Annotated in this window: 21 protein-coding genes; 1 reads left to right on the top strand and 20 read right to left on the bottom strand. The window is 59.4% G+C overall.

Features of this window, described 5'->3' with window-relative positions; translation table 11 throughout:
- The first annotated feature begins 25 nt into the window (after positions 1–25).
- Positions 26–874, top strand: a complete 849-nt coding sequence (locus AC2CHD_RS02100) for an aldose 1-epimerase (RefSeq protein WP_484552435.1) — start codon at positions 26–28, stop codon at positions 872–874.
- A gap of 195 nt (positions 875–1,069) precedes the next feature.
- On the opposite strand, the gene AC2CHD_RS02095 is transcribed toward AC2CHD_RS02100, so the two are convergent.
- The 20 genes from AC2CHD_RS02095 to AC2CHD_RS02000 all read right to left on the bottom strand — a co-directional run bounded on the left by AC2CHD_RS02095 (position 1,070) and on the right by AC2CHD_RS02000 (position 20,738).
- The gene (locus AC2CHD_RS02095) at positions 1,070–1,540 is read right to left on the bottom strand and encodes a YbaK/EbsC family protein (protein ID WP_229446882.1); all 471 of its coding nucleotides are present in this window, start codon (positions 1,538–1,540) and stop codon (positions 1,070–1,072) included.
- Positions 1,537–2,361: an MBL fold metallo-hydrolase gene (locus AC2CHD_RS02090; RefSeq protein WP_484552434.1), complete on the bottom strand. Its 825-nt coding sequence runs from the start codon at positions 2,359–2,361 to the stop codon at positions 1,537–1,539. The genes AC2CHD_RS02095 and AC2CHD_RS02090 overlap by 4 nt, the downstream gene beginning before the upstream one ends.
- The gene (locus AC2CHD_RS02085; protein ID WP_484552433.1) at positions 2,358–3,146 is read right to left on the bottom strand and encodes a TatD family hydrolase; all 789 of its coding nucleotides are present in this window, start codon (positions 3,144–3,146) and stop codon (positions 2,358–2,360) included. The genes AC2CHD_RS02090 and AC2CHD_RS02085 overlap by 4 nt, the downstream gene beginning before the upstream one ends.
- Before the next feature lie 5 nt (positions 3,147–3,151).
- Positions 3,152–4,711, bottom strand: a complete 1,560-nt coding sequence (gene metG / locus AC2CHD_RS02080; protein WP_484552432.1) for a methionine--tRNA ligase — start codon at positions 4,709–4,711, stop codon at positions 3,152–3,154.
- Positions 4,712–4,794: 83 nt separating this feature from the next.
- Complete coding sequence (locus AC2CHD_RS02075; RefSeq protein ID WP_484552431.1) at positions 4,795–5,838, bottom strand: DNA polymerase III subunit delta'; 1,044 nt, start codon at positions 5,836–5,838, stop codon at positions 4,795–4,797.
- Positions 5,838–6,503 (bottom strand): dTMP kinase, encoded by a 666-nt coding sequence (gene tmk / locus AC2CHD_RS02070; protein ID WP_484552430.1) that lies wholly within the window; start codon positions 6,501–6,503, stop codon positions 5,838–5,840. The genes AC2CHD_RS02075 and tmk overlap by 1 nt, the downstream gene beginning before the upstream one ends.
- A gap of 125 nt (positions 6,504–6,628) precedes the next feature.
- Positions 6,629–7,801: a D-alanyl-D-alanine carboxypeptidase family protein gene (locus tag AC2CHD_RS02065; RefSeq protein ID WP_484552429.1), complete on the bottom strand. Its 1,173-nt coding sequence runs from the start codon at positions 7,799–7,801 to the stop codon at positions 6,629–6,631.
- A gap of 87 nt (positions 7,802–7,888) precedes the next feature.
- On the bottom strand, positions 7,889–9,142 hold the full coding sequence (locus tag AC2CHD_RS02060; protein WP_484552428.1) for a septal ring lytic transglycosylase RlpA family protein: 1,254 nt from the start codon (positions 9,140–9,142) through the stop codon (positions 7,889–7,891).
- A gap of 394 nt (positions 9,143–9,536) precedes the next feature.
- A complete protein-coding gene (locus tag AC2CHD_RS02055) occupies positions 9,537–10,031 on the bottom strand; it encodes a 2,4'-dihydroxyacetophenone dioxygenase family protein (protein ID WP_229446890.1) in 495 nt (164 codons plus the stop codon).
- 44 nt (positions 10,032–10,075) lie between these two features.
- Positions 10,076–10,771 (bottom strand): RraA family protein, encoded by a 696-nt coding sequence (locus AC2CHD_RS02050; RefSeq protein ID WP_484552427.1) that lies wholly within the window; start codon positions 10,769–10,771, stop codon positions 10,076–10,078.
- A gap of 14 nt (positions 10,772–10,785) precedes the next feature.
- Positions 10,786–11,490, bottom strand: coding sequence for an SDR family NAD(P)-dependent oxidoreductase (locus AC2CHD_RS02045; RefSeq protein WP_484552426.1), 705 nt, complete (start codon positions 11,488–11,490; stop codon positions 10,786–10,788).
- Positions 11,491–11,494: 4 nt separating this feature from the next.
- Positions 11,495–13,003: a tripartite tricarboxylate transporter permease gene (locus AC2CHD_RS02040; protein WP_229446893.1), complete on the bottom strand. Its 1,509-nt coding sequence runs from the start codon at positions 13,001–13,003 to the stop codon at positions 11,495–11,497.
- Positions 13,003–13,470 (bottom strand): tripartite tricarboxylate transporter TctB family protein, encoded by a 468-nt coding sequence (locus tag AC2CHD_RS02035; RefSeq protein WP_484552425.1) that lies wholly within the window; start codon positions 13,468–13,470, stop codon positions 13,003–13,005. The genes AC2CHD_RS02040 and AC2CHD_RS02035 overlap by 1 nt, the downstream gene beginning before the upstream one ends.
- A gap of 23 nt (positions 13,471–13,493) precedes the next feature.
- Entirely contained in the window at positions 13,494–14,456 is a 963-nt protein-coding gene (locus AC2CHD_RS02030) for a Bug family tripartite tricarboxylate transporter substrate binding protein (RefSeq protein ID WP_484552424.1), read from the bottom strand.
- A gap of 27 nt (positions 14,457–14,483) precedes the next feature.
- Positions 14,484–15,227 carry a FadR/GntR family transcriptional regulator gene (locus AC2CHD_RS02025; RefSeq protein ID WP_484552423.1) on the bottom strand — a complete coding sequence of 248 codons (744 nt, stop codon included), beginning with the start codon at positions 15,225–15,227 and terminating at the stop codon, positions 14,484–14,486.
- A gap of 385 nt (positions 15,228–15,612) precedes the next feature.
- Complete coding sequence (locus AC2CHD_RS02020) at positions 15,613–16,665, bottom strand: dihydrodipicolinate synthase family protein (RefSeq protein WP_484552422.1); 1,053 nt, start codon at positions 16,663–16,665, stop codon at positions 15,613–15,615.
- A 16-nt stretch (positions 16,666–16,681) separates the two neighbouring features.
- On the bottom strand, positions 16,682–17,404 hold the full coding sequence (locus AC2CHD_RS02015) for a TetR/AcrR family transcriptional regulator (RefSeq protein WP_484552421.1): 723 nt from the start codon (positions 17,402–17,404) through the stop codon (positions 16,682–16,684).
- Positions 17,391–18,419 (bottom strand): NAD-dependent epimerase/dehydratase family protein, encoded by a 1,029-nt coding sequence (locus AC2CHD_RS02010; RefSeq protein WP_229446899.1) that lies wholly within the window; start codon positions 18,417–18,419, stop codon positions 17,391–17,393. Before AC2CHD_RS02010 ends, AC2CHD_RS02015 begins: the two co-directional genes overlap by 14 nt.
- Before the next feature lie 4 nt (positions 18,420–18,423).
- Positions 18,424–19,902: an enolase-like domain-containing protein gene (locus AC2CHD_RS02005; protein WP_484552420.1), complete on the bottom strand. Its 1,479-nt coding sequence runs from the start codon at positions 19,900–19,902 to the stop codon at positions 18,424–18,426.
- Complete coding sequence (locus AC2CHD_RS02000; protein ID WP_484552419.1) at positions 19,899–20,738, bottom strand: sugar phosphate isomerase/epimerase family protein; 840 nt, start codon at positions 20,736–20,738, stop codon at positions 19,899–19,901. Before AC2CHD_RS02000 ends, AC2CHD_RS02005 begins: the two co-directional genes overlap by 4 nt.
- Positions 20,739–20,740 lie beyond the last annotated feature (2 nt).

Genomic DNA, 20,740 nt, shown 5'->3' with positions numbered 1-20,740 from the left:
GGACCATATGATCTTGTTGGAAAGCATGGATTTGCGTGTTCGGGTTTCCCCACGCTTTGGTGTCGTTGTGGACGGATATCATCGGAATGGCCAGCCGTTCATGCGGCCGTTTGCGGGCGAAAACGGTGCGTTCGGGCCGACGGATACGGCGTGTTTTCCGATGGTGCCTTTTTCCAATCGGGTTGGCGGGAACACGTTCGACTATGAAGGTCGGACCTACACGTTCGAACCCAACGATACCCCACCATTCTACATCCATGGCGAGGGCTGGAAGAGCGATTGGACCGTTGTAGAGCGTACAGATGGTTCTGTGACGCTCGAAATGGAGCATGAGGGCAATACACGATCCCCGTACACTTATAGAGCCGAGCAGCGGTTCATGCTCGATCAAAATTGCCTGACAATAACAATCGAGGTGGAGAACAGGGGCGGGGACGCCATGCCGTTTGGCCTTGGTTTGCACCCATATTTCCCCAGAACCTCCGGCATGACCCTGGAGGCACCTGCGCAATCCTGGTGGACTGAAGACGAATACCACGTTCCGGACCGCAACGAGCCGCTGCCTGAAACAGTCGATTTTTCCAAACCCCGGCTGCTGCCTGATCACGGGCTCAATCATTGTTTCGAAGGATGGAACTGCCGGGCCCGGTTCGTCTGGCCCGAGCTGGAGCTTGGGGCGAGCATCGATACCGATCCGGTCTTTTCTCGCTATATGCTCTTTTCACCGCCGCCTGACTTCGAGTTTGTCTGCTTCGAACCCATGTCTCATACGGCAAACGGTTTTCACCACGCAGGTTTCGGTGGCCTTCGTCGTCTTGCTCCAGGTGAGATGATGGGCGGGAGCATGCGCCTGACGGTGGACGAAATTTCGTAGGCGTTATCGGGTCGAACCCTCAAAACACATATTCTGCGCGCAGCGCTGTGACGCGGTGAGAGAGGCGCGGGTGGCGCGTTTTTCTTGCGGAGCCAGCTCGTTGGTATTCATCCGCAAGTCGCGGTCCAAACTTGAACGCACCTTTGGACGTCAATAGATCGCATAAGATAGATTATGGAACTATCGAATATCTGCTCATGATGCAATATCGACCTTCTGAACGCTTGCGGCTTCGAAAAGCGCGGCTGGTTCAGCGGAGAAAACCGCATCGTGCGCTCCTGCTGCGGCCCACACCACATCGAACCCAAGAAGGCTCTCGTCGCCAAAACGCGCAACCTCGTCGGGCTGCCCGAGTGGTGAAACGCCTCCGATCGCAAATCCCGTAACATCGCGGATGTGCCGCGGATCCGCGCGTTTCAAGGGTTCACCGACCAGCGCCGCTGCCTTGCCGGTATCCAGCTGACGGCTACCCGAAACCAGAAACAAATAGAGCTTCTGGCTTTGCTCGCCTTGAAAGATCAGGGATTTCACGATCTGGGCGACGCTGCAGCCACATTGGTTTGCCGCTTCTTCCGCGGTTCGTGTGGATTCGCCCATGCGTTTGATTTCGATTGCCAGCCCGGCCGCATCAGCCGCTTGCTGCACCCGTTTGATGCTCTTGCTCATTCCATATCCTCCTCAATGGGCAACTCAAGCACCATGCCGTCAAAGGCCGGTTCCACGTGGTCCGGCGTTTCCCGCAACACGGTCTCATAGTCGAGCGGTATGTGCATGTGTGTCAGCACTGCGCGTCTTGGGTTGAGACGCTCAATCCAGCCCAGCGCTTCCCCAAGCGAAAAGTGGCTTGGGTGCGGACGATATTGCAGTGCATCGATGATCAGCGTGTCGGCACCTAAAATCAGCTCCGGAGTGTCGTCCGGAAAGGCGCTGACATCCGGGCAATAGGCGAAGCCGCCAATGCGATATCCGAGGGAAAGAATATCGCCATGTATCTGAGGAAGCGGAATAAATGGAATTTTCCCGCCGGCTCCCTGAATGGAAAATTTCGCCTCATGACTGATGGGACACGCCTTCAGGATCGGCGGATAATTGCTGCCTGGCGGCGTTTCGAAGCAATAGCCAAAGGCTTCGTTCAGGCGTTCCAGTGTCGGCTTGTCCGCATAGACGTCCATCAGGTGACGCTGATTGAGGACATAACCGCGAAGATCGTCGATACCGTGGATGTGATCTGCGTGAGGATGGGTATAGACGGCAGCGTCCAACCGGTCGACACCAGCAGAAATCATCTGTTCCCGGAAATCCGGCCCGGTATCGATGACAACACGTGTGGTGCCGCCGTTCTTCGAAATGCGCTCGACCATTGCTGCGCAGCGGCGACGCCGGTTTTTGGGATTTTCAGGGTCGCAGGCGCCCCAGTCGCCGGTAATCCGCGGCGTGCCCGGTGACGAACCGCATCCCAGGATCGTCAGGCGCAGAACATCGCTCACCGCGCAGCGTCCCGTGGCACTTTGGTGAACAGCCGGAAAAAATTCTCCGTTGTCAGGCGCGCCGTTTCTTCCTCGGAAAGACCTATGGTTTGTGCGAGAACACGCGCCGTATGCACGACAAAAGCCGGCTCATTGCACTTTCCGCGCTTCGGGACCGGCGCAAGATATGGCGCGTCTGTCTCGATCAGAAGCCGGTCGTGCGGCACGGTTTTGGCGATATCACGCAGTTCCTGGGAGTTGCGGAACGTCAGGATGCCCGAAAACGAGATATAACCTCCCAGTTCGACACCTGTCTTTGCAAGCGCGGCGCCGGAGGAAAAACAGTGCAAGATGAAGGGGAAGGCGCCCTTCTCTGTTTCTTCTTCGAGGATCGCCATCATGTCGTCATCGGCATTACGCGCGTGTATGACAAGCGGCAGTCCCGTCTGGCGAGCCGCTGCGATATGTGTGCGGAAGCCCTGAGCCTGAGCGTCGCGCGGAGCCTTGTCATAGAAGTAATCGAGACCGGCTTCGCCGATCGCGACCACTTTGGGATGCCCGGCAAGGCGCACAAGATCGTCAGCCGTCACATCCAGTTCCTCATCCGCATTGTGGGGATGGGTGCCAACGGAACAGAAGACGTTCTCATGTGCCTCGGCGATCGCGCGGATTCGCTCAAACTGGCGCACGCGGGTCGATATCGTCACCATGAGGCCGACGCCGACTTCCCCAGCGCGCTTGATGAAACCCGCCCGGTCCTCCTCGAAATCGGGGAAATCCAGATGGCAATGGCTGTCGACCAGCATCAATGTCAGGCCCCCTCACCGTCCGTTTTCGGCTCGACATAGCGTGGGAAGACCGGCTGTGGAGCCGGCAGAGCGGTGCCAGGCACCAGAGCGTTTTCGTCTCCCAGATGGGCAAACGTCCGTGCGTCCTTGTCGACCGCTAGAAGATCTAGCAGTTTTTCTGCCGACCCCGGTATGAAGGGCTGGCAAAGAATGGCCACCCGACGCACCAGTTCAGCGGTTGTGTAGAGCACGGATTGCATCCGCACCGGGTCCGTTTTTTTCAGCGCCCAGGGCTCCTGCCCCGCGAAATAGCGGTTCGCCTCGGCCACCACGTTAAAGATTGCCCCGAGCGCCTGATGAAGAGCCTGCGTGCCCATGGCTCCGCGTGCCGTCTCCAGCGCTTCGCCGGCGCGCTTCAGAATGGCCAGATCCTCCTCGGCAGGTGTGCCCTTCTGAGGAACGGCACCGTCGCAATTCTTGGCGATCATAGAAAGCGAACGTTGGGCGAGATTGCCCAGATCATTCGCGAGATCAGCGTTGGTGCGGTTGACGATGGCATCATGGCTGTAGCTGCCATCCTGCCCGAACGGCACCTCACGCAGGAAGAAATAGCGCACCGCATCCAGACCGTAATGCTCGATCAGCGCGAACGGGTCGACCACATTGCCGACCGATTTGGACATCTTCTCGCCGCGGTTGAACAGGAACCCATGCGCGTAAACGCGCTTGGGCAGCTCTATGCCCGCCGACATCAGGAAAGCCGGCCAGTAGACGGCATGAAACCGCACGATGTCCTTGCCGATCACATGCACGTTCGCCGGCCAGTAAGACCACCGCTCGGCATTCGTGTCGGGGTAACCGGCAGCCGTGATGTAGTTGGTCAGCGCATCCACCCACACATACATCACATGCTTTTCATCACCTGGTACCGGAACACCCCAGTTGAATGTCGAGCGCGAAATCGAGAGATCCTTCAGACCCGAGCGTACAAAGCTCATCACCTCGTTGCGGCGCTCGGCGGGACCGATGAAATCCGGATTGGCCTCGTAGTGGGCGAGGAGCTTGTCCTGATAGGCGGAAAGACGGAAGAAATAGGTTTCCTCCTCGTTCCATTCCACAGGTGAGCCCAGCGGTTCGCGGCGCACGCCGTCTTCGCCAACTGTCGTTTCGCTTTCGTCGAAATAAGCTTCCTGCCGCACGGAGTACCAGCCCGAATAGCGGTCCAGATAGATGTCGCCATTGTCGGCCATCTTCTGCCAGATCGCCTGGCAGGCGCGATGGTGCCGTTCCTCGGTGGTGCGGATGAACTGGTCGTTCGAGCCACCCAGCGCGGCGATCATATCGCGAAACACGGCGGTGTTGCGGTCTGCGAGGGCCTGGGGCGTGATGCCTTCCTTATCCGCTGTCTGTTGCATCTTCAGTCCGTGCTCGTCAGTGCCGGTCAGGAAGAAAACATCCTTGCCATCAAGCCGCTGGAAGCGCGCCATCGCATCTGTCGCGATCACCGTATAGGCATGTCCGATATGCGGTTTGCCGTTGGGATAGAAAATGGGCGTGGTGATGTAAAACTTATCGCGAGCCATTGGGAAGAACGTCCAGAAAACACATTGCTAGATGACGCCCAGATAGCGCATCGCGCATGCGCATGCCAGCCCAACACGCATCTTCAGGCATTGAATGCGGCATTAAGCTTCGCGGCAACGCCGGCGGCATGCTGCTTGCGGTCGAGATTGAAGGTGTCCGCATCCCGGATCGCTGTGTTTATTTCGTCCCAGAGGTCCGCTACCGCTGCTGCCCCTCTTGTGTCGCCGGCTTCAGCGCGCCTCGTGGCAAACTGATTGATCATGTCCAGCACCGTGCGGTTGAAGATCGCAAACTGGACATCCCGCTCGCGCCCGCTGACTGCGTCGCCAAGGCGCAAGGCTTCAGCGGCGTCAAACCTGCGCCCCGAGACCAGTTTTTGCAGGACGTCGGCGATTTCGGCTCCGCCAAACTGCGAGAGAAGGATCGCATTGCGCACACTGCCCTGGGCTCGTGCCGCAATCTCCTCATCGCTCTCACCATCTGCAGCACCCAATGTGCGCAACAAACCCACGAGATCCGGCGCGGCAAGCGGTTGGAGACGTACGATCTGGCAGCGCGAGCGGATCGTGGGCAGAAGCCGTCCGAGCGAATGAGTGATCAGGATGAAGACCGTTCGCGGTGGCGGTTCCTCAAGGCTCTTCAAAAGTGCGTTTGCAGCGCTGACGTTGAGATCGTCCGCCGGATCGACAATCACGACCCGGTATCCGCCATCATGAGTTGTCAGCGACAAAAACCGCTGAATGCGGCGGATTTCATCCACGGTGATGACGGTTTTGAATTTCTTGTCCCGCTCCACGAAGGGCCGTGACAGGTGCAGCAACGAGGGGTGTGCATCCTGCGCGATCAGTCGAAAAGCCTGCGATTTGGGATCGGGCACCAAGAGGCGTTCGGGAGCATCTTCCGCCCGCGGATAGGCGAAAAGATGATTGGCAAGGTGAAAGGCGAGCGTTGCCTTTCCTATGCCCGGAGGACCGGCAAAAAGGAGTCCGTGATGCAGTTTACCTGCCCGATAGGCACCGGCCAGCATGTCGGCCACCCTTTCATGGCCCACCAGAAGCGGATTCTCCGATGGTTCAGGGATTTCCGGCAGTGTATCGAAGCGTTCAGGCGCGGTGCGTTCAAACATCAGGCATCGCTCCTTTCACGTCCTGACTTACGTTTGGCCATGGTCTGCTGAACGACGCGCTGTATGGCAACCGTGACCCTGTCGGCGGGCATCGCTGCGTCGATCACGACACAGCGCGCCGGCTCGGCCTTGGCAATTTCGAGAAACGCTTTTCTTCGGCGGCGATGCGTCGCGAGCGCTTCTTTCTCGAAGCGGTCCGGCGCTTCGTCACCGCGTCTTGCGTTGGCCCTACGCAGCCCCTCCTCAGGGTCGATATCCAGGATAAGCGTCAGGTCCGGGACCATGCCGTTGACTGTGACACGTTCGAGACTTTGCATGAAATCGCGGCTCAGGTCGCCCGTCACCCCTTGGTAGACGCGCGAGGAATCCAAGAAACGGTCACACAGAACGACAGCTCCCTGCTCGATCGCCGGACGGATCACCTGCTCTACATGGTCGGAACGTGCTGCCGCGAAAAGAATGGCCTCCATCGCCGGCCCGAAAGGCTCGGCCGCTCCCGACAGAAGCACATGCCTGACCGCTTCGGCTCCGGCTGAGCCGCCGGGCTCACGCGTAATGATCACATCGTGCCCCTGCTGCCGCAGGCTGGCAGCAAGCCGCGTAATCTGAGTCGATTTTCCAGCCCCCTCGCCTCCCTCGAACGTAATGAAGAATCCGCGAGACAAGAGATCGTGTTCCTCTTCCGAATTGCGTGCGGCGTCATTGCCGGCAACGATCTACTTAGGCGTTCGTTTGTCCAAGGTCCATGCTGTTGTGCGGAGTGTAAACGGCTGTTTTAAACCAGGGCGGCCTAAGAGCGGTATTTGCGCAGCCAGCCGATCAGCAATTCGCCCACGGCATCAAGCGCACGGTCTGGCAGTCCTCCCTGCCCGACGCTCTCTGCCGCATAAAGAGGTGTCTCCTGGCTCAGCGTATCGCCGATCCAGACCTTCAGCGTGCCAACCTGATCTCCTTCCTCCACAGGAGCCGGGATCGGCCCCTGATAGACGATGCGCGCGCGCAAACGGTCTGCGTTGGTGATGGGACGAAAAATGGCGATCGGCCCCTTGGCTTGTACGGCCAGATCCGGCTTGTCACCTCCGAAAACCGAAATTCGACCAACCGTCTCACCCGTTTCGAAAAGCTCGATCTTCTCGAAGGCACGAATGCCCCAATCCAGCAGCTTGCGGGCTTCTTCGGCCCTTTCGCTTTCGCTTGAAAGTCCACTCATTGCGGCAAACAAGCGGCGCCCGTTCCTGTTCACCGCGCCAACGATGGCATAGCCGGAGGCTTCCGTGAAACCGGTCTTGAGCCCCTCGGCCCCGATATCCATGCGCAGGAGCGGGTTGCGGTTGCGCTGGAGGATCTTGTTCCAGGTGAAGGCATCTTGAGAATAGTATTTGTAAAATTCCGGATATTCCCGCTGCAGATGCATCGCCAGCGTAACCAGATCGCGCATGGTCACATGCTGGCCCTCGGCGGGCAGACCAGTCGCATTCACGAAGACGGAATCTCTGAGGCCGATCTTTTTCGCCCGCTCGGTCATCAGCTGGGCAAAGTTTTCTTCCGACCCGGCCATTCCCTCGGCGATGATGATACATCCGTCGTTTGCCGACTGGACAATCACACCCTGGATCAACGCTTCGAGCGGCACGGAGGACTTGATTTCGGCAAACATCGTGGAGGTGCCGGACACCGCTCCGCCGGTCCGCCAGGCGTGCTCGCTGACGTAAAACTCGTCGCTCAGCGACAACCGCCCGCTCTTTATGGCGTGGAAGACGACTTCCATCGTCATCAGCTTCGCCAGGGATGCGGGCGGTATGCGCTCGTCGGGGTTTTTTGAAAAAAGCACCGTGCCGGTTTCGGCTTCGACCAGATAGGCCTGTTTTGCACGGGTTTCAAACAGCTGTGCCAAGGCTGTCTGGCTTCCCAACAGCAGCAGGCAGCAGGCGAAAACCAGTGTTCTTTTGTACGCGGCAAACAAGACAACGCCCCCTAGCGCAGGAATAGATCCTGAAACTAGCGGTAGGAGCGCCCTGAAATCAACTGGTGGCGAGGTGGCGGATCGTGGCTATCGCACGATGAATGCGTCGTCCGCCCCACTTGCCCAGGCTGCCTGCAGAAGCGTATCCACGAGCGACTGCTTTCTGGGCGTCACCTTCAATGCGTAATGAACCACCCCGGATTCATCGTATACGGCTTCAATCTGCGGCTCGCCATAAGCCGCCAGTTTCTGAGCCCGCAGCTCGGCCTGTGCCCGCTCCGCCCAGGCACCCACGCTCACAAATATGCCCGTGTCCCCTGACGTCTCGGGTGGTGTCTCGGGCTGAACCGCGATGTTTTTCTGCCGCCACCAGCGTGTCACGTCTTGTGATCGTAGCGCATTGTCATTCAGCACGCTGTCAAATGCGCCTGCCGCAGCACTGATGCGCTGATCCGCATAAGAAAGTGCCGCCACATCCTGAGGAACCGCGTCGAGCGGTGCCGTGCGCGGACGATCAGGCACGATCGGTCCGGAACTCGGCAATTCAAACGCTGACGATGCCGCGATCGGCGTGGGTGGTGTCAGGCCGGGCTGGCTGGCAAAGGCATCGGCTGCCTTCACGCCTGGCAATGTCGCCGTTGGGGTCGGGCCGTTCATGGCCACCATCACGCCGGTGGCCAGACCGTCTGAAGGATCAGGCGCTGCACCGCCTGGCCTGTAGGATGCCATCAGATACTCGTCGTCACGACCTTCCAGCGGCGCGGGCCCCACATATTCGACCTTCACCTGCGCTACGCCGGCGCTCTGGTAATCGAGAAGTTGCGCGGCGCGTTTCGAAAGATCGATAATCCGGTTGTGCGCGAAAGGTCCACGGTCGTTCACACGCACCAGGACCGAGCTCCCATTGTTCATGTTGGTCACACGCGCATAGCTGGGCAACGGCATCGTCGGATGCGCGGCCGTCAGATGCGTCATGTCATAAATTTCGCCATTGGCGGTCAGCCGGCCATGAAAAGCATCACCATACCAGGATGCTGCACCGACCTTCTGGTAGTCGGGATCTTCCTTCGGGTGATACCATTTGCCCTTCACCTGATAGGGTTTGCCGACCTGATAGCGTCCCCCGCCCCGGCGCAGGTTGGAAGACTTTGTCGAAACGCGCGGGCTGGCTTTCACGCCATATTCGGATTCCGCGAAATATTCCTTGGATTTGCTTTTGCTGACGGCAACCTTCGGTGTCGTGGAATTGCATGCTGTCAACAATGCTGCGCAGGCAGCGATGGCAACGCCGGATGATAAGCGGCGGCTTGATTTGCGGCGCACGGCAATCGAAAAACTCATGCGCCCGCATCTCCCCCAGGCATCGAAATCTCGTTCATGATCGCGAGATATCCCCACTCATCAAAAATAACCGGAATCGAGGCGTTCCAGTCTTCAACAGTACAGGATGCCCTCCGCACCCTGGACCGAAATATCTTAGCAAGCTGTTAATCATTTGTGGCAGCAAAGGGGCAAACCGCTAAAATTGTGCTCTCGGGCGTTATTTCAGAGGCAAGGTTTACTGTAGCCACGTCCGATACGCAGGTCGCAATGGACGTAGAGCCTGCTCTCCGATGGTTCTGCCTGACAGTTCCACATGAGACCCTGTCGCCTGCCGAGAGGCCCCGGTGGTGAGTCAATCGTACAGGCGTAAGGAGAAAGTTATCAAGCTATATCAGCGGCTTTTCGTTGTTTCCTAACGAATGAACTGATCGACGAAATCGCCTCCCAACCCTACCCTTTCATAGTGCTTGCGGCACATCTCGATCTTGGTGAAAACATCCTCGAACCCCTCATGCTTGCCCCACGGGTCGACGTAGTACATCACCCCATTCACCTGAAACAGCGTGATCATCTCTTCGACGTCCTCGGGTACAACGAGGGTGTGGGTTTCGCCCGGCGGTTCATAGACATAGCCGCCCTCTTCCGCCACCCAGTCATGCTCCAGATAATGCCATCGCCCCTTGATCACATAGCCGTGCACCGGGTTGGGATGGCGGTGGCGGGCCAGAACACCCGCCTTGCGTACCTTCAGAAGGTTCACCCAGTAACCCTGCGAGGCGTTGAGGCAGAGCGGCCGAAACCAGACCTGCTCGGCCTGTGGAACCCACACCCGCTCATCCTCCGGAATAACGCTGGGTACCACGATGTCACTGCCTGCTTCCGGCGGCATGGGCAGTTGGTAAGGCATTCTCTTTTCGTCTTCGCTCTGAGCCATTTCTGTCTCTACCTCGCTTACATAACGCCAAAGGTTTCGAATGCCTCGACGGCGGGCATCCCTTCGCGGATCGCGTTTCCGACCCGGTTCTCCGTCTCCGCTTTTTCCAACGAGCGGCGCACCACTTCCTCCTCTGCGTCGTGCGGGATGATGAGTACGCCCTCGCGGTCGCCGAAGACGAGTGCGCCGGGCTCGACCTTGATGCCGTCGATCTGAACCGGTGAACGAAAATCAATGACCTTGCCACGGGGGCCCTGATCCTGCGCATAAACGCCGCGGCAGAAGGTCGGGAAGCCGAGTGCTTCGATGCCATCGGCATCCCGCACATAACCATCGAGCACGGCGCCGGCCGCTTTCAGGAAGCCAGCCCTTGTCGCCATGAGCTCGCCCCACAGCGCATAGCGCAACGACGCGCCGGTGGCCACATAGACCTCCCCCTCTTTGAGATCGTCCAGTGCCTCGAGCATGAGGCCAAACGGCTTGTGCGCGAGCGGACCGCGGGCCTCTTCTCCCGCATTGCCAAATACGTCGGCTTCGAGAACCGGCATGGCGCGGCCGACCGTAACCATGTTTTGTTTCAAAGGCGCAATGCCCGCCGGCAAGAACTGGTTTTGCAGGCCCATCTCGTCGAGAATGTCGCCGAGCACGGCGGTGAACAGGCGCTCGCGCATCAGCGCGAACATTTCCGTGTCGTTGGTGTAAGGTTTGTTCATCAGGGGGTCCTTCTTCAAGAGGCCGAATAACCGCCATCGACGGGCAGGATGACGCCGGTAACGAAGGCAGCTTCGGGAGATGCGAGAAAACAGGCGGGGCCGGCAAGATCCTCAGGCCTGCCCCAGCGTTTCATGGGGGTGCGCGACAGGATCTGCTCGCTGCGCGCAGTGTCTTCAGTCAGCGCCCGTGTCAAATCGGTGGCGATCCAGCCCGGGGCGATCGCGTTGACACGGATTCCGTCGGCTGCCCAGGCAATGGCCAGGGATTTGGTAAGCTGTGCCACCCCACCCTTGGAGGCCGCGTAGGCCGGTGAGGTGGCGCTGCCGAAATAGGTCAGCATGGATGCGGTGTTGATGATGCAGCCACTGGCAGCCTTGAGCGCTTTATGGGCAGCTTCGCAGCAGCGCTGCGTTCCATTGAGGTTGATGTCCAGCACCTCTGCGAAGTCCTTTTGGCGGAACTCCACTCCATTGCGGCGGATGACTCCTGCGCAATTGACCAACACGTCGATACGTTCAAAACCGGCGAAGAAGGTGGTAACGGCGTCGGGGTCCCGCACATCCAGCACCGCCCCCTTCACGTTTTCCGGCAGGTTGGCGATGACGCCGTCTTCGTGGCCGGTTGCAATAACGGCTGCGCCCTCCTCGCCCGCAAATCCGGCAGCGATCGCGCGGCCGATGCCGCTCGATCCACCGATCACGACAACAGTTCTCGTCATGTATTTATTCTCCAGTTGATGCAGCGCGACGCGATCTGGTCGCCCTGTAAAGCGACATGCCGATCAGCAGCGCCCAGATCGCCAGAGTGAGCATGCCCAGCGTTCCGCCAATGGGACGCGCAAAAAACTCAGTCAGTTGCCCGTCCGCCTTGATGATCGATTTCATGAAATTTTCCTCGACAAGTTGTCCGAGGATCAGGGCCAGGATCATGGGCGCCAACGGAAAATCATTCTCTTCCAGAACAAAGGCCACGAGGCCGACAACCAGCATGACCCAGACATCGAACAACGTGTTGTTGGCGGCAAACGCGCCGATGACGCAAAACAGAAGAATGATCGGAAAGAGAATGTCCTGCGGAATGCTGAGGAGACGGCGCGAGCCGTAGACTGCCGCCAGCCCCAAAGGCAGCATCAAAAGGTTGGCGATGATGAACACGGCAAAAATGGCGTTCACAAGCCCCGTATCCATCACGAAAACCATCGGCCCGGGCGTGATGCCCTTCATCAGGAGCACGCCGATCAGAATCGCGGTGATCGTGTCGCCGGGAATGCCGAAGACAAGGCTCGGCACATAGGCCCCTGATAGTGCCGCATTGTTGGCGCTGGACGCACTGACGATGCCCTCAGGATAGCCTGTGCCGAACTTCTCGGGCGTCCGGGAAAATTTCTTGGAAAGCGCGTAGGCAATCCATGCCGCGATATCGGCACCGGCCCCTGGCAGTGCACCGATGACGCTGCCGAGCAGAGAAGAGCGTGCAACCCCACCCTTGAAGCGCCAGATCGTGCTTCCGACACCCGACACCATCGCGCCAAGCCGCACCGGTGGCGGTGCAGGCAAGCGTGAGGGGCGCGCGACCTTGCGCAGGATCTCGGTGATGGCGAACATGCCGATCAGAACCGGGATGATGGAAACGCCTCCAATCAACTCGGTGTCGCCGAACGTAAAACGCTTCACCCCCATCACTACATCGATGCCGATCGTGGACAACATCAGACCGATGCACAGCGAGAGAACGCCTTTGACGGGTGAGCTGCTGGAAACGAAAATCGCACAGGACAATCCAAGCAGGGCCAGCCAGAAATACTCGTAGCTCGAAAAGCCGAGTGAAACCGCTGCGATCTGCGGCGCGGCAAGAATGAGAACGGCAACGCCCACAAGGCCACCAATGGTGGAGCACAGCATGTTGACGCCAAGCGCCAGCTCCACCTGCCCTTTCTCCCGCATGCGATAGGATTCATCCGTGTAGGCGGCCGACGCGGGTGTGCCAGGTATGCGCAGGAGCGCGCCGGGAATATCGCCGGCGAAGATTGCCATCGTAGTAGCGGCAACAATGGCGCCGATAGCAGGGATAGGGTCCAGAAAAAAAGTGATCGGGACGAGCAGCGCGGTGCCCATGGTCGCGGTGAGCCCCGGTATCGAACCGATCATCAGGCCGTAGGCGGAGGCCGCCACGATGATGAAGAAGACCTGCGGCTGAAGAACCTCGCCAAAGGCTGTCAGAACAGCATCCATCAGTAGATCACCTCTGTCAGAAGGCCGAGTGGCAGCGGCACACGCAGGATATAGGCGAACAGCAGCCACAGAGCAGCGGTGCCCAGCACTGCGATGGCGGCCGCACGCACCGGCCTGCCAGTGGTGACGGTAAGGAATGCACCGAGCAACACCGGCACCAGGAGGGGGAACCCGATCGGCTTGCTGAGATAGACATAGGCGATCACGAAGCCTGGCACCCAGGCCATGCGGTGAAGCGTGGTCGCGCCGCGCATCCAGTCCGCCACCGCAAGGAGCGGCGCACGGCTGCGTGCGCCACTCCAGATCAGTGCGAGACCGCATACCATCATCACGGCTGCAATGATGGTGGGAAACGTGCCGGGCCCATAGGGCTGGTCCGGCAAAGTGGGGAAGCCGCGAGCGGCAAACAGGATGAGTGCCGACAGGAGGACGAAAACGCCTCCCGTCACGGCGTCGTTCATACGCATGATCTAGGCCTCCCCACGCAAGGCTACTGTTTCAGGCCGAGCTTCTCGATGACTTCGGCATTGCTCTTGGAGGCGTTTTCCATGAACGTGCCGAACTCATCTGCAGGGAGCCAGCGTACGCCGAAACCGCGGCTGCTCATGAACTCCTGAAATTCAGTGCTCTGATAGACCTTGTCGAGCGCGGCCTCGACCTTGCCGGCAATCTCTGCGTCCAGTCCCTTCGGTCCGACAACACCGCGCCAGGTGCCACCCACCGAGGCGGTGCCGACAGCTTCCTTGGCGGTTGGTACATCGGGATAGGATGCAAGCCGCTCATCCGCCAGGACGGCGAGGGTTTTTACGAGCCCCGCATCGCGCATCGATGCTGCCTCCGGCAGGGAGGAAGGAACGACGGCCACGCCTCCTGAGACCAATTCCTGAAAGCCGGGAGCAGCGCCCTGGCTGGGCACAACGGTCAAAGCGGTCGGGTCGACGCCGTTGTCATTCAGAAAGCCGGCAAATGCCAGGTGGTAAGCAGCACCAACCGGGAAACCGGAAGCCTTGAATTTGCCGGGATTGGCCTTGATCGCTTCAAGTGCCTGGCCTGCGTCTTCCCACTCGCTGTCGGCATGCACATTGAAGGCGGACGCATCGAAGTTGACCAGAGCGATCGGTGTCACATCGGCCGGGGACGCTTCGGATGTGCCGATCGCGGCATAGGTGGTCAGTTCTGCCGTGGCCAGCCCGAGCGTGTACCCGTCCGGGTCGGCATCGATCATCGCCGTATGTCCGACAATACCGCCCGCCCCGGTGCGGTTCACCACGTTGACCGGTGTGCCGAGTTCCTCCTGCAGACCTTTGGCAAGCATGCGTCCGACAGCATCGGTGCCGCCACCGGCCGACCATGGCACGATGAGTGTAATGGGACGCTCAGGATACTCGGCAAATGCCGGCCCGGCAAAGGCCACGGTCGCTGCGAGCAGCGTCGTCAAAGTTACGTATTTCATTGCTTCTCCTCCGTTGATTGGCATTCCTCAATGCCGATTGTCGGTTCGCGTTGAACCGAAAAGCTCCTTCGTGTCGGACAGGCTCTGCTCGAGCAGACGCTCCATGGCGAAGCGGGCCTGATCCGGGTCGTGTGCGGCGATGGCTTCGTAAACCAGCCTGTGGTTTTTCAGATTGCCCTCGAAATTTCCCGGCTGTTCGATGAGCGCCTCGAAATTGGCGCGCACCGCGTGGATGATCGAGCGGATGATGGACTGGATGAATCGGTTGTTCGCTGCATCGGCCACGGATAGGTGGAAGGCGACATCGACCCTCACCTGCTCAGCAGTACTGCCGCTGCCACGCTGTTCTTCCATGTCGCGGTAGGCGGCGGCGATGGCCTCGACCTGGCTTGGCGCGGCCGAACGCGCGGCCTCGAACGCTGCCGCCGGCTCTATCGTCTGCCGCGTCTGAACCAGTTCCTCCATGAATGCGGAGTCGGCGCGAAACAGGGCGCCGAACCAGTCGATCACATCGGGATCAAGCACATTCCATTCCGCTCGCGGCAGAACCACGGTGCCCCGGCGCGGCGCAATCGCCACCATCGATTTGGCCGCAAGCAGCTTCATTGCCTCTCGAAGCGTGTTTCGTGAGACCGCAAAGCGCGATGCGAGTTCAGCTTCCAGAGGCAGCCGTTCGCCCTCCGAAAACTCTCCCTCAACAATCGCCTGACCGATGGCTTCTGCCGTGATGAAGGCTCCCGACCTCCATTGCGACCCAACGCGCGACGTCATGGCTCCTCCCTGCCGTCATTGGTAGGATCAATGAGCCTTGATTTTCAATTTCTGTCAAGACCCTGTCCCGGCAAGCCGGGTACGCTGACGGATTTCTTTCGGCAGAGTGCTGAAGAGATGCAGTGTTAGAGGGGGTAAAAAGTTTGGAAGTTTCTTGGGGATGACCGTGTGCCCCCTGACCAGCATCAGAGTCCGGTGGGCAGCATTGGCGCGATTTCGGTAGCCTGCGAATAGAGCGCGCACAGGCTAAAAAACGGGCGGTGAGAAGCCACCACCCGTTTTCTGTACGATATATCCTGCCTGAAATGGAGACTTGCCCAAGCCACCGTGCAGGAGCACTGATTGCAGGCCATAGAAGGCCAGACTGCTCGAAAGAGGTCCGCAATCAGCCGTTCAGCCAACGTTCCAGATTCGCAGCCACGAACGCATCATCATTGAGTTCCGGGTAATCGCGGCAGATCCGCTCTAGCTCTTCCATCTGGCCAGGTCCCATGGTCTCTTCCGGATTGAGGCACCATGTTCCTTCAAGCAGGCCCTGACGACGCAGGACTTCGTGCAGGCAGGCGATGCAACCTGCAAAATCGTTCGCCACATCGAACAATACGCCGTTGGCGTCGGTGGTGCGGGCATCGAGTTCCAGCCATTCGCTGGCGGTTCTGCTTTCAGGGCGGTCGTGAATTTCTTCAAGCAATGCAACAGCCTTGCGTGTCCAGACTGACCAGTGTCCCAGAAGCCCGCCCTTGATCCGCACGCTCACCGGCGCGCCATCGCGCATGAACGTAAACTTTGTCATCAGATCGGAGACGATGTGGTCGTCATTGCCGGTGTAGAGCGTGATGCGGCCTTCCGCCCGGGCGTCAATGACCGCGCGCACCACGTCGAGCGTGCGGTAACGGTTGAACGGCGCCATCTTGATTGCCACCACATTCTCGATCTCGGCAAAACGCCGCCAGAATGCATAGGGCAGAGCCTGTCCACCAACAGCGGTTTGCAGATAAAAGCCCACCACCGGGATCACATCGGCGACGGCGCGGCAGTGCGCAATCAGTTCATCAATGCTCGCCTCTTTCATTGCCGCCAGGCTGAGAAGCACGGCGTGGTAACCCATGGATCGCGCAAGCTCGGCCTCGCGCACGGCCTGCTGGGTTTTGCCGACTGCGCCTGCCACCATGAAGGGGGTGCTCGCATGAGCCTTTGCTTCTTCAGAGGCAAGTGTGAGAACGGGCTCCAGAAGGCCGTGTTCCCGGATTTCAAACTGGGTGGTGTGCACGGCAACGGCCAGGCCGATTGAGCCCGCATCGAGATAATAGCGCGACAGGGCGCGCTGGCGACGTTCATCGAGTCTGCGGTTGGCATCGAGCGCCAAAGGGTGCGCCGGGATCACGCCTCCCTTGCGCAGGGCGGCAAGCGGTGTGGCGGGAAGATCACTGATTTTCATGGTGAAACTTTCGTCGTCAGGCCTTCTGTGGGGAAGGCAGGTCCTGTCCCTCGGCCTCCGGGCGAAGATAGCCCAGTATGACCTCGATCACGTGCTCGCGGCGGCGCGCAAGCACCTCGGGCGTTTTCGGCAGACCGAAGATGGCCGACAGTGTGGACCGGTTGGCAATAAAGAAGTAGCAGATGCTGGCGATCGATATGTAGAGCTGCACGGGATCGACACCGGCGCGGAACTTTCCCTCCTCCTGTCCCCGCTCCAGGATCGTATCGATCATCGCCACGAGCGGGCTGTTCAGGTCCCTCGCCTTGGCCGAGTGCGCCACATGCACGCCGCCGTGCATGTTCTCGTCATTGATGAGCGATATAAATTCCGGGTGTGCGCTCACATAGTCGAAAGAGAAACCGATGAGCTCCTGCATGGCAGCAACCGGTTCGCGGTGGGCAAGATCAAGCTGCCGCTCGGCGGAGCGAATGGCCTCGTAATTTCTCTCCAGAACCGTGCTAAACAGGGCCTCCTTGTTCCCGAAATAATGGTAGATCAGAGCCTTGTTGCAGCGAGCTCGCTTGGCGATCGCGTCAATGCGCGTTCCTTTAAGCCCTTTTTTTGCAAACTCTTTCGAGGCTGCATTCAGAATGCGCGCGCGTGTCGCCGCCGCGTCGCGCGTCGCTTTCTGCCCTGTCTTGGAGGGGCTTTTCCTGCCTGCCTCGGCGCCGGCTGACGGCCGATCAGTATTTTCCATCGCGAACCTCGAAATGGGTCGGTTTTCCAAGGGAACGCCCGCCCTCTTTCATCCATTGTGCCGTCCACTCTATCAGCCGCGGCAACGGCACTGAGGGATAGCCGAAGAGTTTCTGCTGCAGGCTCGTGTCCACGATCCAAGCCCGCTCCTGTTCCGAACCTGCAAGAACCGGCTTCTTATCGAAAAATTCGCCGAATTTCCTCGCCAGGCTGCGCACATTCACCAGTTCGGGGCCGGAAAGATTGAGCACGAAAGGCGGATTATCCGCATGCGCCAGGGACTGCAATGCAATGTCATTCGCATCCCCCTGCCAGATGACATTGCAATGGCCGCTGTCGATCTGCACGGGCTCGCCCTGCTGGACCGCGTTTGCAACGTCATGCAAGACGCCATAGCGCAGATCGATTGCGTAGGAGAGCCGGATCAGCGCCACGCGCGTGCCATGCACGCTTGCGAAATGCTCGAACATGCGCTCGCGTCCCACGCAGGAATTGGCATATTCGCCGGGCGGGTCCAGCACCACATCCTCGCGTGCGCCCTGCTCCGTGATATTGACGAACGGATAAACGCAGGCCGTCGAGAAGGCGACGATGCGCGACGCCTTGAACGCCTCGGCGACGATTGCGGGCACATGAACATTCATGGCCCAGGTCAGTCCTTGATTGCCGCTCGACCCGAATTTGCGACCCGCCATGAAGATCACGTTTTCGGTTTTCTCCAGGCCTTCCACCGCTTCGCGATCCAGAAGGTCGCAGGAAACGGGTTCAATGCCCCAGCCTTCCAGCTTTTCCTTTAGCCCCGGCTCCGAGAATCTCGCGACGCCGATAACCCTCTTATGGGGCGCGGCGCGCTTGGCCATGCGCGCGAGGGTCGGCCCCATCTTGCCGCCGACGCCGAGAATGGTGATGTCGCCATCCAGTTCTGAAAGCACGGAGACAAGCTGGTCGCTCGGCTGCGACAGCATGTCTTCGAGCTGGGCTTCATCCAGTATTGCGTCTGGCAGTGATCGGGTCATGGTCTCATTCTCCTGTGCCGGCATGTCCGGCATCGCTTTTGTTGAGGCTATCGAAAGTCCAGTCGGCAGCGCGGGTGCGCTGACTGAGATTTGGAAGGCAGGCAAATCCCATGCCGGGGACCTGCAATGAGGCGATGTTGAGGGCACCGCCATCGATGGCGGTGACAATTGAAGACCCCTCGCGCCGATAAAGATCGGGATGGGCCGCCAGAGCAGCCTCTGCTTCACTCTTGGGTAGATTCTCAAGGCCTTGGAAATAATGGTGGCCATTGCGTTCCACATGGGTGATCCCGAGCGTGGCCACGACGGCAAGATCGGCTTGCAGGGAAACCACCGGCAGGCAGGTCAGATCTTCTGCCGACTGGAAGTAGACCCCCTTCCCCGACGTGCGATTGCGCTCGGCAGCGATCATCGCGTTCAACACGGACCGTATTACGCCCTTGCAGTTCTTGTGGCTTACGCCGTGATAGCCAAGGGTGATCGCTTCATGATAGGCGCGCGTCCAGCCATCGGCTTCATCGATGAGAAGCGGCTTGCCTATTGTCTTGAGGGCGTGAGGATCAAGAGGGGCCGAAAGCGCGACCGAGCGTTCCAAAGGCTGTTCAACAAAAAGAATCGATTGATAGAAGCGTCCAAGCGCCGGATTGCTACGGATGGCGTCCATCAGTGCTGCAAAATCCTCAAGCCGGCTATATTGTTCATTGCCGTCGAGCGTGAGTGCGAATGACCTGCCAGTCCGTTCCATCAGTGTGGCAATGCGCTCCAGCCGGGCCATATCCGAGGCTGGGTCACCTGCGATCTTGATCTTGAGATAGCTGAGATCATCCTCTTGAATGTAATCTGAGAGCGTTTCAGGCAGTCCATCATCAAGCCGATCTGCAAAAGCGATATCTTCGGCCTCGATCGGGTCGACCAGGCCGACCGTGTGGCGCAAGGCAATGCGCTCCAGCGGCTTTTCGGGAAGGATTGAGGCTGGCGGCAGACCCGCAAGCTCGGGGAAGACCGCACCGCCCTCAATACCAAAAGCATTGTTGCGCACCATTTCGAAAAAGCTTTGCCCGGTTGCACGTCCCAGCGCATCGATTATGGCGCGCTCCACCATGGAAGCACCGAAGGAAGCACCGAGCCGGTTGAAACCGGCGGCAACCGCCCGCCGATCGATTTCCTCGTCCAGTTGTCGCCACAGGGAGAATACGGACCCTTCCGGCAGAGCACTTGCAACGGTCAGCGCCTCCTCGATCACCCAGAGGAGATCTGCGACATTGTCGGCCGGTGTCTTTTCCGGCCGCTTGTCGAACCATTTGTAGGCGAGAAGATCGGAGGCGTAGCCGAGAACAGGCTGACCATTAACGAAAACTTCAAGCTCCAATGTGGCGCTGGCGGCAGCCTCCATCGTCACGACACCGAAGCGGAACGGCATGCGCGCAAAAGCATTGGCAATGCCGATGCGGCCACCGATGATCTTGAGTCTGGCCGTGCTCATGAACGCTCCTTCCGCATTTCAAAAAGTCCCCGGACATAACCCGCAGCATAGGCTGCCACCGTTGGCCCATCGGGGTGGTAGTCAAAGGGCTCCACGGCGATGACGCCGTCATAGTCATGCCGGACGAGACAATCGACGACTGGTGCAAACAGATCATCACCGAGCCCCGGCCCACGCTTCGAACGGTCGTTGAAATGAATGTGGCGGACATGGTCTCCCGGCAGAAAACGGTCCAGAACCGCTTCTGCTGGCTCGGCTTCGCCGCCCACTGCCGCATAAGTGTCGAGCATGGTCGCAAAGCCGGGCGAGCCAATGGTTTCGACCAGCTTAACCGCGTCGGCAACCGTGTTGACGAAATCGTCCATTGAGGGCGCAAGCGGTTCGATGCAGTAAAGTACCCCGGCACGCGCCGCCGCCTCTCCTGCTGCAGCAAGATGTGCCGTGGCGATCTCACGCGCACGCTCTGGCGAAGCCGCGTCCTGGAGTTGGCGCTGCCCGGGCGATCCGTGAACAAGGACGCTGCCGCCCAGATCCGCGCAAAGCTCTACCATCGCCAGAATGTGATCGCGCGTGCGGGCCGCCACAGCGGCGTCGTCACTCGTCAATGAGAGGCCCTCCGGCGCGGTCAAAAGCCAATGCAGTCCTGTGACCTCAAGCCCGTGATCGGCGACCATTGTGCGCAGACGCAGTCGCTCGGCAGCGGAAATCAAGGCAGGCTCATCCGACAGTGTGAAGGGCGCGATTTCGAGCCCGTCATATCGAAGTTCGGCAGCCAGCCGGCACTGCTTCTCAAAGGAAAGGTCACGCAACACTTCGTTGCAGAGAGAAAGCTTCATCG

The organism is Nitratireductor sp. ATLC21, from assembly GCF_057196525.1.
Note: the sequence above shows the minus strand (reverse complement) of the source record. Positions and strands in the feature narration are given on the sequence as shown.

Bases quoted from the DNA above. Each gene is read 5' to 3' on its own strand.
- AC2CHD_RS02050 (WP_484552427.1), bottom strand. From the start codon at position 10,771: ATGAACAAACCTTACACCAACGACACGGAAATGTTCGCGCTGATGCGC.
- AC2CHD_RS02025 (WP_484552423.1), bottom strand. From the start codon at position 15,227: ATGACGTCGCGCGTTGGGTCGCAATGGAGGTCGGGAGCCTTCATCACG.
- AC2CHD_RS02030 (WP_484552424.1), bottom strand. From the start codon at position 14,456: ATGAAATACGTAACTTTGACGACGCTGCTCGCAGCGACCGTGGCCTTT.
- AC2CHD_RS02045 (WP_484552426.1), bottom strand. From the start codon at position 11,490: ATGACGAGAACTGTTGTCGTGATCGGTGGATCGAGCGGCATCGGCCGC.
- AC2CHD_RS02010 (WP_229446899.1), bottom strand. From the start codon at position 18,419: ATGACCCGATCACTGCCAGACGCAATACTGGATGAAGCCCAGCTCGAA.
- AC2CHD_RS02035 (WP_484552425.1), bottom strand. From the start codon at position 13,470: ATGCGTATGAACGACGCCGTGACGGGAGGCGTTTTCGTCCTCCTGTCG.
- AC2CHD_RS02005 (WP_484552420.1), bottom strand. From the start codon at position 19,902: ATGAGCACGGCCAGACTCAAGATCATCGGTGGCCGCATCGGCATTGCC.
- AC2CHD_RS02055 (WP_229446890.1), bottom strand. From the start codon at position 10,031: ATGCCTTACCAACTGCCCATGCCGCCGGAAGCAGGCAGTGACATCGTG.
- AC2CHD_RS02015 (WP_484552421.1), bottom strand. From the start codon at position 17,404: ATGGAAAATACTGATCGGCCGTCAGCCGGCGCCGAGGCAGGCAGGAAA.
- metG (WP_484552432.1), bottom strand. From the start codon at position 4,711: ATGGCTCGCGATAAGTTTTACATCACCACGCCCATTTTCTATCCCAAC.
- AC2CHD_RS02060 (WP_484552428.1), bottom strand. From the start codon at position 9,142: ATGAGTTTTTCGATTGCCGTGCGCCGCAAATCAAGCCGCCGCTTATCA.
- AC2CHD_RS02040 (WP_229446893.1), bottom strand. From the start codon at position 13,003: ATGGATGCTGTTCTGACAGCCTTTGGCGAGGTTCTTCAGCCGCAGGTC.
- AC2CHD_RS02020 (WP_484552422.1), bottom strand. From the start codon at position 16,665: ATGAAAATCAGTGATCTTCCCGCCACACCGCTTGCCGCCCTGCGCAAG.
- AC2CHD_RS02000 (WP_484552419.1), bottom strand. From the start codon at position 20,738: ATGAAGCTTTCTCTCTGCAACGAAGTGTTGCGTGACCTTTCCTTTGAG.
- AC2CHD_RS02100 (WP_484552435.1), top strand. From the start codon at position 26: ATGGATTTGCGTGTTCGGGTTTCCCCACGCTTTGGTGTCGTTGTGGAC.
- AC2CHD_RS02075 (WP_484552431.1), bottom strand. From the start codon at position 5,838: ATGTTTGAACGCACCGCGCCTGAACGCTTCGATACACTGCCGGAAATC.
- AC2CHD_RS02095 (WP_229446882.1), bottom strand. From the start codon at position 1,540: ATGAGCAAGAGCATCAAACGGGTGCAGCAAGCGGCTGATGCGGCCGGG.
- AC2CHD_RS02085 (WP_484552433.1), bottom strand. From the start codon at position 3,146: ATGCTGGTCGACAGCCATTGCCATCTGGATTTCCCCGATTTCGAGGAG.